Here is a 12189-nt window from a genome sequence, read left to right as displayed (position 1 = left end):
TGCATTTTTGTAACGCCAAGCGATTCCACTTGGCTACAAAATGCTCTAGGCAGCTTCTCCCCGTCACGGGGAGAAGAAAGCGAGATCATGCCTGCGTCAGTGGATACTGTTCGCGCAGCAGCTTGATCACGGCATCGCCGTTCATCGGCGCGCCGAACATGAAGCTCTGCACATATTCGCAGCCCATCTGGCGCAACTCCAGCGCATCGCTCTGGTCGGAGATGCCTTCCGCGACCACGGCGAGACCCAGTTCATGCGCCATGTTGACCATGGAACGCAGCAACACGGCGCGTTTGGGCGACGTGTCGTCGATGAAGCTCTTGTCGATCTTGATCGTGTCGAAGGGAAAACGGGTCAGATAGGACAGGGACGAATAACCGGTGCCGAAATCGTCGAGCGACAGTCCAATGCCCAGTTGCTTCAGCTTGGTCAGCACATGGGCGGCCTGTTCGGGGTTGTCCATGACCAGCGATTCGGTGAGTTCAAGCCTCAGGCACCGCGGCTTCAGGCCTGCGCGCGCGATCACCGAGCGGACGTCAGTGACGAGATCGCGGCGGATGAGCTGGCGACTGGAGAGGTTGACCGAGACCGATAGCGGCGTGTCGCCGATGTGTTTCTGCCAGCCTGCGAGGTCTTCCGCCGCCTTCTGCATCGCGAAGAGACCGAGCTGCACGATGAGCCCGCAGCTCTCGGCCACGGGAATGAAATCGGCCGGCGGGATCATGCCGCGGCGCGGGTGATCCCAGCGCAGCAGGGCTTCAAAGCCGGCGACACTGTAGTCTTCCAGCCGGACGATCGGCTGATAGGCGAGGGTGAATTCGCGTCGCTCGATGGCGCGGCGCAGGTCGGATTCGAACTGCAGCCGATCGGTGCCGACGGTGCGGAAGGCTGGCCGGAACGGCTCGATGCGATCGCCGCCGAAGCGCTTGGCCTGGTGCATGGCGAGCTCGGCATCCTTGACCAGGTCCTCCGCGGAGGTCTGGTCGGATGTCCAGGTGATCAGGCCGACGGAGGCGGTCAGCACGATCTCGCGCTTGGCAAAGGTGATCGGCGAGCTGATCGCGTGTTTGATGGCATCCGCCATGGCCGCGATGCGTGCGGGATCCTGCTCGGAAAGCAGCATCAATGCGAACTGGTCGCCTGCGAAACGCGAGAGCGAGTCCTTCGGCTTGAGCAGCCGGTGCAGGCGCCGTGCCACGGTGAGCAGGATGGTGTCGCCGGCAGAGATGCCCAGGCCGTCATTGACCTGCTTGAAGCGGTCGATGTCGATGACAAAGACCGTCGGGCGCACCTTGTCCTCGGTGCGGGCGATCGAGATGATCGCTTCCAGCCGGTTCATGAACAGTTCGCGGTTCGGCAGGCCGGTCAGATTGTCATGCACGGCATCGTGCAGAAGGCGTTCTTCCGATTTCTTCTGCTCGGTGACGTCGACCATGGTGCCGACGCAGCGGATGACTTCGCCATCGGAACCGATCACCGGCCGTGCTCGCAGTGCGAACCAGTGATAATGGCCGTCGGCGCCGCGCAGGCGGAAGTTCTGTGCCACGCGGCCACGTCGATGTTCCAGCACGACGTCGAGCGTGGTGCGGAACGTGTCGCGGTCATCCGAATGCAGAACGGGCAGCCAGTTGCGTGCCGCGCCGCCGAGACTGCCCGGCGCGAGGCCGAGCTGCAGGCTGACATCGGGACGGGTGACGATGCGGTCGCGCAGGACGTCCCAGTCCCATACCGTGTCGCCTGAACCGGCAACCGCGAGTGCCTGCCGCTCGAGATCCGAGAACAGGCCCTGATGCAGCGCACCGCCTGCGAAGGCGTGCTGCATGACGGTAAAGCCGATCAGCAGGATCACCAGGATCAGCCCGCCACCGAGGGCCGGCTGCACGATGTCGTTGTCGAGCAGGCCGGTGATCGCCATCCACGAGCCCGTGGCCCACAACAGCACCATCACCCAGCTTGGAATGAGCATGATGGCGCGGTCGTAGCCGCGTATGCCAAGGAAGATGATAAGGCCAAGCCCGGTCACCGCAGTGGCGGCAAACGAGATGCGGGCAATGCCGGCGGCGATCGCCGGATCGATGATGGCAATGCCGGCAATCGCCGCAAGACCCAGGATCCAAACCAACGCGCCATAGCTGAAATGGCCGTGCCATCGGTTGAGGTTCAGATAGGTGAACAGGAAGACCACGAAGGTCGTGGCGAGAGCCACTTCCGCGCCGGCGCGCCAGACCTGCTCGGAGCCGGGCGCCACCTGGATGATCTTGGCCAGGAAGCCGAAATCGATGCAGATGTAGGCAAGTACTGCCCAGGCCAGTGCCGCGGTCGCGGGAAACAGCGAAGTCCCCTTCACGACGAACAGGATCGTCAGGAACAGCGCCAGGAGGCCGGCGATGCCGATGACGATGCCGCGATAGAGGGTGTAGGAATTGACTGTGTCCTTGTAGGCCTCCGGCTCCCAGAGATAGACCTGCGGTAGCTTTGGCGAGGCAAGCTCGGCGATGAAGGTAACGACCGAGCCGGGGTTCAGCGTCACGCGAAAGACGTCGGCATCCGGGCTTGCCTGCTTGTCGAGCGCGAAACCCTCCGAAGGTGTAATCGCGGTAAAGCGCGTCGAGCCGAGATCGGGCCAGAAGATGCCCGATTTCACCAGCCGGAAGTGCGGCGCGACGATCAGGCGGTCGATGACGTCGTCGGTGGTGTTGGCGAGCGCGAAGACGGCCCAGTCGCCGGTCGAGCGGGCATCGTTGGCCTCGACCTCGATGCGGCGGACGATGCCGTCGGAGCCGGGCGCCGTCGACACCTGGAAGTTCTCACCCTGGTTGCGATAGATTTCGACCGCGCCTGAAAGGTCCAGCGCGACATCATCGCGGGAAATCTTGATCGGTTCCACGGCATGGGCGGAAGCGGCGGCGAAAAGGGTCACCATCGTCGCAAGGACGAAAGCTAGAGCAATTCCAGGAAAAGGGTTTAGCGGTTTTTCGTCCGGAATTGCGTAAGAACAAAGAGTTAGAGCGTTTCCGCGTTTCCGTGAAAAACGGAAACGCTCTAACACCGATCCGTTTCGCAGGAATTTCGTCAACAATCAGCCCTTCGTAGCGGATGCCGGCAGATCGTCTGCGATCCGGGCATAGAGATAGTGGTCTTGCCACGCCCCATTGATGCGAAGATAGGAGCGCGCCAGTCCTTCACGCTGGAATCCGGCTTTTTCAAGCACACGGATCGAACGAACGTTGTCGGGAATACAGGCTGCTTCGATCCGGTGCAACTTGAGTGTGTCGAAGGCGAAGCGCGCCACCAGCTTGACCGCGTCGGTCATCATGCCGCGGCCGGCATAGCGTTCGCCGATCCAGTAACCGATGTGGCCACTTTGCGCGACGCCATGGCGGATATTGCCCAGCGTGATGCCACCAGCGAGCTTGCCAGAACTCCGGTCGAAGATGAAGAAGGCGATCGCCGTACCTTGTGCATAGTCCTCGCGGTACCGCCCGATGCGATGGCGCCATGCCGAGCGGTCGAGTTCGTCGGGCGCCCAGCGTGGTTCCCAACGCTCCAGGAATGCGCGGCTTTCTCCGCGCAATGCCGACCATTCACGATGATCGCTTGCCATCGGCACGCGCAGCAGGACCTTCTCGCCCTTCAGCGCCGGCAGATCTCGGCGAAAGAAAGGGAGTGCGAACACGGCTGTCGGCCTGGATCAGACGGCGAGCTTCCGGGCAGCGACCTCTAGGCCCGGCAACTGGTCGAGAACCGCTTCGTAGGGGGCCAGCGTGCCGACGGGGCCGACGGCGGCCAATGTCGGCCGCGTCGAGAACAGCCGCGAGGACAGGTCTGTCAGGCGCTCCGTGGTCAGGGCCCCGAGCCGTTCCATCAGCTCCTCCTTCGGGATGGGCCTGCCGAACAGCAGCAACTGGCGCGCGATCTGCGATGCCCGGCTGGCCGGGCTCTCCGCCGACATGATCAATCCTGCGCGATATTGCGCGCGGGCCCGGTCAAGTTCTTCCTGGGAAATGTTCTCGCCTGCGCGCTGCAGTTCGCGCACGATGACCGGGACCAATTCGGCGATATCGTTCTGGCCGGTTGCGGCATGGACACCGAACACGCCAGTGTCCGAGAAGCCCCAATGGAAAGCATAGACCGAATAGCACAGGCCGCGCTTTTCGCGCACCTCCTGGAACAGGCGCGATGACATGCCGCCTCCGAGGATCATCGACAGCACCTGCGAGGCGTAGAAGTCACGCACATGATAGGCGCGACCTTCGAAGCCGAGCACGATCTGCGCGTCCATCAGGTCGCGATCCTCGCGAAAGTCACCACCGACATACTGGGCATATTGCGGCGCGGTGCTCTCGGCCTTCGAGCGGAAGGAGCCGAGCTTGTTTTCCACTTCGCGAACGAAATCATCATGTTTCACGTCGCCCGCTGCGACCATGACCATGCGCTCGGCGCCGTACTGGCGCTCCATGAAATCGTGCAACTGCTTGGATGTGAAGGATTTCACCGTTTCGGGCGTGCCCAGGATCGAGCGGCCGATGGTCTGGTGACGAAAGGCGGTTTCGGTGAACCGGTCGAAAACGACGTCGTCGGGCGTGTCGTGCGCGGCGCCGATTTCCTGGAGGATGACGTTCTGCTCGCGCTCCAGTTCCTCAGGGTCGAATTCCGATTCCTGCAGGATGTCGGCCAGTATGTCGACGGCAAGCGGCACGTCGCCGGACAACACGCGAGCGTAGAAGGATGTCGTCTCGACACTGGTCGCGGCATTGATCTCACCGCCGACATTCTCGATTTCCGAGGCGATTTCGAAGGCGGAACGCCTCTTCGTGCCCTTGAATGCCATGTGTTCGAGCAGGTGAGCCATTCCATGCTCATCGTCGCGCTCGTTCCGGGCCCCGGATTTGACCCAGGCGCCGAGAGCAACGGATTCGATGCTTGGAAGGGTTTCGGTGGCGACTGTCAGGCCGTTCGACAGACGGCTTACCTCAACACCCATATAGCTAAAACTCCCTAACGCGCCGCCCGGGAGCGGCGACGAACATAATCTTCCACCATTTTCAGGTCCGATGGAAGTACCGCATATTTTTCCTCCGAATTCATTAAGTCGGCAAGCCATGAAGGCAGGGCAGGGTAGATTCCGCTTGCCTCTTCGACGGCAGCCGGGAATTTCGCGGGATGTGCGGTACCCAGGACGATCATCGGAGTGTTGCTGGCCGATTGCAAGGCCGCGACATGAATGCCTGACGCCGTATGGGGATCGAGCAGATAGTTGGAGCAGGCGAGGGTGGAGCGGATCGTATCGGCGACTTCGGCCTGAGTCGCGCGCCCGGCATCGAATTCGGCACGGATGCGGGCGAGCCCTGCCGCCTCGATGGTGAAGGCACCGGATTGCTTCAGCGAATTCATGTAGCGGCGCACCGTCTGGGGATCGCGCTCCGAAACCTCGAACAGCAGGCGCTCGAAATTCGAGGACACCTGGATGTCCATCGAAGGCGAGGTCGTCGCGACGACGCCCTTCATGCGGTATTCGCCACTGGAAAGCGTACGCGCCAGGATGTCGTTGTCGTTGGTGGCGATCACCAGGCGCTCGATCGGAAGCCCCATGCGTTTGGCGGCATATCCGGCGAAGATGTCGCCGAAATTGCCGGTCGGGACGGTGAAGGATACCGGCCGGTCGGGCGCGCCGAGCGACAGGGCGGACGAGAAGTAGTAGACGATCTGGGCCATGATGCGCGCCCAGTTGATCGAGTTGACGCCAGACAGCGAGACCGCGTCGCGGAAGGCGTGATCATTGAACATGTCCTTGAGCAGGCCCTGGCAATCGTCGAAATTGCCCTCGATCGCCAGCGCATGCACGTTGCTCGCGGCCGAGGTCGTCATCTGCCGCTGCTGCACCGGTGAGACACGCCCGTTCGGAAACAGGATGACGATGTCGGTACGCTCGCGCCCGGCAAAGGCCTCGATGGCCGCGCCGCCGGTATCGCCGGATGTCGCGCCAACGATGGTTGCGCGCTCGCCGCGCTCGGCAAGCACATGGTCCATCAGCCTGCCAAGCAGTTGCATGGCGACGTCCTTGAAGGCGAGCGTCGGGCCGTGGAAGAGCTCAAGCACGAAGGTGTTGGGGCCGGTCTGGACCAGCGGGCAGACCGCGTCGTGGCGGAAGGTTGCATAGGCCTCGCGAACCAGCTTCGCGAATACGGCAGGGGCAATTTCGCCCCCGAGGAAGGGCGTCAGCACGCGAATGGCGAGATCGGCATAGGAAAGTCCACGCATGGCCTTGATCTCGGCGGGCGAGAAATGCGGCCAGGTTTCAGGCACGTAGAGTCCGCCGTCGCGCGCCAGGCCGGCCAGAACCGTGTCTGAAAATCCGAGTGCGGGGGCCTCTCCGCGGGTGCTCACATAGCGCATTGTCGACTTTCCATTTCAACTGCCATTCCGGCCGATTGCCCTTGCTTTGGGCCAAGGCGTGGATTTTGTGCGCGCCCTCAGTCGCATTTTTGCCGTCTCGTTGCTATAGGTCGCCTGCTTCGCGTGAGGGAACTGCTTTTTATGGTATTTCGTTCGTCCAACAGCCGCCTTGTCGCGGGTTTCGTGTCCATGGGCTTTATGCTGATCGTCGCAGGTTGCCAATCAAGCGACGGCGGTGGCTCGGGCGGTGGTTTCCTGGGGGTGGGCAAGAAGGACGAGGCAGCGATCAATGCCGACGTCGCCAAGGCCAAGGCTTCCGACCTCAGGGCCTATTGCCCGAAGGTTACGCTGCGCGAAGGCACCGCCGTCTTCAACACCTACGGCAGGGCTGCTGCGAAACCGAAGGCACCGAAGGGCCAGGAGCCCGCCCCGGCAACCGATACGGCGCAGGATGATTCAGCGCGGCTTTCCTACCAGGCTTCGATCGGCGAGGTGACCCGCGACTGTACGCGCGACAACGGCATGCTCAACATGAAAATTGCTGTTGCCGGCCGCATCGTCCCAGGCCCGACGGCCGTGCCGGGCACTGTCACCATGCCGATCCGCATTGCCGTGGTCGAAGGCGACAAGGTGCTTTATTCGCAGATCTACCAGCACAAGGTGCAGGTATCCGACACCTCTACCGCGACCCAGTTCGTGCTGAACGATTCCAGCATCTCCATCCCGCAGCCGTCTGCCGCGACCTATCAGGCTTTCGCGGGTTTCGACGAGGGGCCGAAGAAGGTGCAGAAATCTGACGAAGATCAGCCGGTGAAACGTCGTGTGCGCCGGCCGAAGCCGAAGGCGGCTCCGGTGGCGAATGCGCCGGCCGCACCAGCACAGCAGGGCAATCAGACCACCATTTCGGATATCCCGCGCTAGCCGCGACACCGCAGAGAAAGAAAAAGGGGCGTCAGCCCCTTTTTCTTTTGTTAGCTCATCTCAGGCGTCCGACCACTCCGACAGCGCCGAAAGCACGCCTTTAAGGTCGGACCAGCGGTTGATCACCGTTTCTGCGCCTGCCTCGGTCAGGATGTCGGCATGGCCGGGATAGCTGTGTGAGGCGCCCGTGAAGCCGATCACCCGCATGCCCGCGGCGCGGGCGCCGTGGATGCCGTGCGCCGAATCCTCGATCACGAAGGTCTTTGCCGGATCTGCATGCAGGACCTGTGCTGCATGCAGGAAGACGTCCGGCGCCGGCTTGGTCTTTTTCGTGGGCGTTTCGAGTGCCGAAAAGATGCGGCCTTCGAACAGCGGCAGAAGGCGGACCTTTTCCAGCATGAAGGCGATGCGCTCCGAACTCGAATTGGAGCAGATGCAGCGCGGCGCCGTCACGGATGCGACGGCCTGGTGCACGCCATCGATGGCGCGGACATCCGACCGCAGCTTGCGGTCGACCAGTTCCTCGGCGCGTGTGATCAGCGACGCCTGGAAAGGGATGTTCGCCTTGTGCTCGATCGCCATCATGATGTCTTTGAAGGTGAGGCCGGCATAGGTTTCGGCGATCTCCTCGGCGCTGATCTCGAAGCCTGCTTCGGTGATCAGCTCGGCCTCGACACGTGCGGCGATGATTTCGGAATCGACGAGCACGCCGTCACAATCGAAAATGACAAGGTCTGGCTGGGGCATTTCGGTCCATCAGTCGAAGGGTAAGGCCGGCGCGGCATACACCAAGCACCAGCGAGCGGCAAATCACGCCTGCACTTCATCAAATATTTACTGAGAACGGTAACCATAACGGCTGGTAAATGTAACGCGTGTCCTGGGTAATCAGCATGTCTGCCGTGCGTCTTCTCGACGAACTTTCCCACACTCCTCAGCAGTCCGAATGGTTGGATACGATCCTGAAAGGGGATTGCGTCGCGGCCCTCGACCGACTGCCGGAAAAATCGGTCGACGTGATCTTTGCCGATCCGCCGTACAATCTGCAGCTCGAGGGCACATTGCATCGGCCTGACCAGTCCAAGGTCGACGCGGTCGACGACCATTGGGACCAGTTCGAGAGTTTCGAGGCCTACGATGCCTTCACCCGTGCCTGGCTGCTCGCGGCGCGCCGCGTTCTGAAGCCGAACGGCACCATCTGGGTGATCGGCTCCTATCACAACATCTTCCGCGTCGGCGCGAAGATGCAGGATCTCGGCTTCTGGATTCTCAACGATGTCGTCTGGCGCAAGACCAATCCGATGCCGAATTTCCGCGGCCGCCGTTTCCAGAATGCCCATGAGACAATGATCTGGGCCTCGCGCGACCAGAAGTCCAAGGGTTACACCTTCAACTACGAAGCGTTGAAGGCCGCCAACGACGATGTGCAGATGCGCTCCGACTGGCTGTTCCCGATCTGCACCGGTGGCGAACGGTTGAAGGATGACAACGGCGACAAGCTGCACCCGACGCAGAAGCCGGAAGCATTGCTGGCCCGCATCATGCTGGCCTCGACCAAGCCGGGCGATGTCGTGCTTGACCCGTTCTTCGGCTCCGGTACTACCGGTGCGGTTGCCAAACGCCTTGGCCGCCATTTCGTCGGCATCGAACGCGAACAGTCCTACATCGACGCAGCCTACGAGCGCATCGCCGCGGTAAAACCGCTTGAGGACGCTGACCTGACGGTTCTTTCAGGCAAGCGCGCCGAGCCGCGGGTCGCCTTCATCAGCCTGATCGACAATGGCCTGGTCAAGGCTGGTGCCACGCTGTACGACGCCAAACGCCGCTGGTCGGCCAAGGTGCGCGCCGATGGCACGCTGGCCATAGGCGAGAGCGCTGGTTCTATCCACAAGATCGGCGCCGAAGTGCAGGGGCTCGACGCCTGCAATGGCTGGACCTTCTGGCACTACGAACGCGCCGGTGGCCTTACGCCGATTGATGAGCTGCGCAAGATCGCGCGGCTTGGCATGGAGCGGGCCGGAGCATGATCCCGAACCGAAGGTCAGCGAAAGCTGCAGACCTTCGGGCAAGGATCAGGCGACGAAACAAGAAGAGAGCCTAACCCTCGACGTCCACACGGACGATCAGGCCGTCACCGTCAAGCGTGATGGTCTCGGCGCCATGCCGCTCCCGCCATACGCCGGTCTTCGTGCTGGTTCCGGTCAGCGACCATTCTGAGCGCGCGCTGTTTGGAGACAGTGCTTCCAGCTTCTTGTCTTCCGCTGCCTGGTCCGGATATTCCTCGAAATAGGTACGGAAGGCCGTCATTACGGCATCCCGGCCTTCGATGTGGCCGCCGACACCCTGCGAAACATAGACGACTTCGGGTGAGAACATCGCCTCGATGGCTGCAAAATCCTGCGCGTTGGTGACTTCGTGGAACCGGGCGAGTGTCTGGGCCGGATCGTGCTTGACGCTCATGCTGTTATTCCTCGCTCGGCCAGATCGCGCTTCAGCGTTGCGGCATCGGTGAACAGCACTGCCTGCCAGCCAGCCGCCTTGGCGCCCTCCACATTTTTTGGACTGTCATCGATGAAAAGCGTCGCCGCCGGCTCAAGGTCGAAGGATCTGATGTGGTGGTCGTAGATGGCGCGGTCGGGTTTGATGAGTTTGATGTCGCCCGAAACAGTCACGCCGCGCGGCAGCTTCAGAAAGGGAAAACGCTCCTGCGCTTCCCGGAACGTATCGGAAGCGAAGTTGGTCAGCATGGTGACGTCACGGCCTTCATCGATCAGGCCTTCCATCAGGGCGACGCTGTCGTCATAGGCATGCGGCACCATTTCGTGCCAATAGAGGCGAAAGTTGCGGATGTTCTCCGCGTGGTCCGGGTGTTGATCGACCAGCAGGCCTTCCGCTTCTTCCCAGGTGCGGCCGCGGTCCTGTTCGATGTTCCAGTCGCTCGTGCAGACATTGTCGAAGAACCATTGCCGTTCCGCTGCATCCGGGATCAGCCGGTTGAATGGCAGGCTGGGGTCGTAGTGCAGCAACACCTTGCCGATGTCGAAGACGATGTGGCGAATTTCGGTCATGCTTTCCTCTTGTGCGGACCCTTCTGGGTCGAGCCGGGCATAGCCGCTTCGATTGCCTTTTTCATGACAGTGGGCAAGGCTTCGTCGTTGATCCAGCCGGGGCGTGACCAGAAGAAATCCTGTGGCGCCTCCATGAACTCGACGTTCGCCATATAGACGCTGAGCTCCAGCGAAAAATGCGTGAAGACATGACTGATGGCACCGCAAGGGCGCCAGTCCGCTGGAAACGGCGCGGCGTCTTTTCCGGTCGCGCCGTCGATCCGAGCCGTCCAGCCCGTGGTCGGCACTTCGCTCATGCCGCCGAGCAAGCCTTTTTCGGGGCGCTTGCGCAGCAGGATGGCGCCATCGCCACGGATCGCGACGAAGGCCGCTCCGCGCCGGGACGGTTTTTCCGGCTTGGCGAGTTTTACCGGATAGAATTCCGGATCGCCGGAAAGGATGACGCTGCAATCCTGCCGTAGCGGACACAGCATGCAGCGTGGCTTGCGCGGGGTGCAGAGGGTGGCACCAAGATCCATCATCGCTTGGGCAAAGTCGCCGGGCCTGTCGTGTGACAGCATCTCTTCGACACGCGCACGGATTTCCGGCTTGGCCAGCGGCAGCGGAGTATCGATCGAAAACAGTCGCGAAACGACGCGTTCGACGTTGCCGTCGACCACCGCGGCAGGGCGGTTGAAGGCGATGGCGGCAATCGCCGCTGCGGTGTAGGCGCCGATACCGGGAAGCGCACGCAGGCCGCCTTCGGTGTCTGGAAAACGGCCGCCCTGTGCCGCAATCTGGTCCGCGCAGGCTTTCAGGTTGCGCGCCCGCGAATAATAGCCAAGCCCGGCCCAGGCCTTCATGACGTCGTCGGAACTCGCCGCGCCGAGCGCCTGTATGGTGGGCCAGCGTTCCAGGAAAGCCTGGAAATAGGCTTTTACCGCTTCCACGGTCGTCTGTTGCAGCATCACTTCGGAGAGCCAGACCCGATACGGGTCCGGCCTCACGCCTCTGGCCAGATCGCGCGGCGCAACGCGCCAGGGCAGATCGCGATGATGCGCGTCATACCAGCCAAGCAGGCGGGCGGCGATATCGGTCCCGCTGTCATATGCGGGCTTGCGGGTCTGGTCGGGCAGTGTCATTGATCGTTCGGGATGCGGTTCAGCCGGTCCTGCTGTCTGACGGAGAACGCATGACAGGGAAACCCCCTTACGGCAATCCTGTACCGGTTAGCGATCTGGCAACCGGCATCCTGGAACCGGTGTTGCGCAAGCGCGCTGGCATCTCGATCGGTCTGGTGCAGTCCTGGGAAGAGATTGTCGGGCCGCGCCTTGCCGGCACGTCACGGCCGGAGCGGATCCAGTGGCCACGCCGGATGCGTGAAGAGGATCCATTCGAGCCTGCTGCCCTTGTGGTTGCGTGCCAGGGTGTCGCTGCACTGCATCTCCAGCATCAGGCCGATGAGATCATTGGCCGCGTCAACGCGTTTTTGGGCTTCCAGGCCATCGGTCGTATCCGCATCGTGCAGAAACCGCTGACGGAGGCCAAACGCCGCACCGTCCAGCCGGCAAGGCCCCTGACACCGCTGGAGAAGAGCCGCCTTGAACGTGTTGTCGGCGGCGTGGAAGACGAGGGCCTGCGGGCTTCGCTGGAAAGGTTGGGCGCCAGCATCATCGGTCGGCGCAAGTAGACTTCACCGCGCTCTCGCGCTTTCGTGATCGTTTCAACAGGTTTTCGCGATTGGACTCGGCAACCGCTATGCCTTAATTCCCGCGAACTCTCGCTTTTCCTTGGCTATCCATTGCAAAATCCCAATCCTGATCAG

Annotated in this window: 11 protein-coding genes; 3 read left to right on the top strand and 8 right to left on the bottom strand. The window is 62.0% G+C overall.

What is annotated here, in order from left to right; translation table 11 throughout:
* Positions 1-85 precede the first annotated feature (85 nt).
* The 4 genes from ACFWYE_RS16155 to thrC form a co-directional block, all read right to left on the bottom strand.
* Positions 86-2923 (bottom strand): EAL domain-containing protein, encoded by a 2838-nt coding sequence (locus ACFWYE_RS16155; protein WP_129410597.1) that lies wholly within the window; start codon positions 2921-2923, stop codon positions 86-88.
* Between the two features lie 156 nt (positions 2924-3079).
* A complete protein-coding gene (locus ACFWYE_RS16150; RefSeq protein ID WP_379061487.1) occupies positions 3080-3676 on the bottom strand; it encodes a GNAT family N-acetyltransferase in 597 nt (198 codons plus the stop codon).
* A 15-nt stretch (positions 3677-3691) separates the two neighbouring features.
* Entirely contained in the window at positions 3692-4984 is a 1293-nt protein-coding gene (locus ACFWYE_RS16145; RefSeq protein WP_379061484.1) for a M16 family metallopeptidase, read from the bottom strand.
* Between the two features lie 14 nt (positions 4985-4998).
* The gene (thrC, locus tag ACFWYE_RS16140) at positions 4999-6396 is read right to left on the bottom strand and encodes a threonine synthase (protein ID WP_379112695.1); all 1398 of its coding nucleotides are present in this window, start codon (positions 6394-6396) and stop codon (positions 4999-5001) included.
* Between the two features lie 141 nt (positions 6397-6537).
* Here thrC and ACFWYE_RS16135 point away from each other — a divergent pair, with 141 nt between their 5' ends.
* Positions 6538-7317 carry a hypothetical protein gene (locus tag ACFWYE_RS16135; protein WP_379112693.1) on the top strand — a complete coding sequence of 260 codons (780 nt, stop codon included), beginning with the start codon at positions 6538-6540 and terminating at the stop codon, positions 7315-7317.
* Positions 7318-7377: 60 nt separating this feature from the next.
* Here the strand turns inward: ACFWYE_RS16135 and ACFWYE_RS16130 are convergent, their stop codons facing one another.
* Positions 7378-8064: an HAD family hydrolase gene (locus ACFWYE_RS16130; RefSeq protein ID WP_379112691.1), complete on the bottom strand. Its 687-nt coding sequence runs from the start codon at positions 8062-8064 to the stop codon at positions 7378-7380.
* A gap of 146 nt (positions 8065-8210) precedes the next feature.
* Between ACFWYE_RS16130 and ACFWYE_RS16125 the strand changes: the two genes are divergently transcribed.
* Entirely contained in the window at positions 8211-9344 is a 1134-nt protein-coding gene (locus ACFWYE_RS16125; RefSeq protein WP_379061476.1) for a site-specific DNA-methyltransferase, read from the top strand.
* Between the two features lie 70 nt (positions 9345-9414).
* Here the strand turns inward: ACFWYE_RS16125 and ACFWYE_RS16120 are convergent, their stop codons facing one another.
* Genes ACFWYE_RS16120 through mutY form a run of 3 tightly spaced genes read right to left on the bottom strand, consistent with a single transcriptional unit; the run spans position 9415 to position 11506 of the window.
* Positions 9415-9777 carry a nuclear transport factor 2 family protein gene (locus ACFWYE_RS16120; protein WP_379112688.1) on the bottom strand — a complete coding sequence of 121 codons (363 nt, stop codon included), beginning with the start codon at positions 9775-9777 and terminating at the stop codon, positions 9415-9417.
* Positions 9774-10385 carry an HAD family hydrolase gene (locus ACFWYE_RS16115; protein ID WP_379112686.1) on the bottom strand — a complete coding sequence of 204 codons (612 nt, stop codon included), beginning with the start codon at positions 10383-10385 and terminating at the stop codon, positions 9774-9776. Before ACFWYE_RS16115 ends, ACFWYE_RS16120 begins: the two co-directional genes overlap by 4 nt.
* Positions 10382-11506, bottom strand: coding sequence for an A/G-specific adenine glycosylase (gene mutY, locus ACFWYE_RS16110; RefSeq protein ID WP_379112684.1), 1125 nt, complete (start codon positions 11504-11506; stop codon positions 10382-10384). Before mutY ends, ACFWYE_RS16115 begins: the two co-directional genes overlap by 4 nt.
* Positions 11507-11556: 50 nt before the next feature.
* Between mutY and ACFWYE_RS16105 the strand changes: the two genes are divergently transcribed.
* A complete protein-coding gene (locus tag ACFWYE_RS16105; protein ID WP_379061470.1) occupies positions 11557-12054 on the top strand; it encodes a DUF721 domain-containing protein in 498 nt (165 codons plus the stop codon).
* Positions 12055-12189 lie beyond the last annotated feature (135 nt).

Source organism: Mesorhizobium sp. NPDC059025, from assembly GCF_042739655.1.
GTDB lineage: Bacteria > Pseudomonadota > Alphaproteobacteria > Rhizobiales > Rhizobiaceae > Mesorhizobium.
Note: the sequence above shows the minus strand (reverse complement) of the source record. Positions and strands in the feature narration are given on the sequence as shown.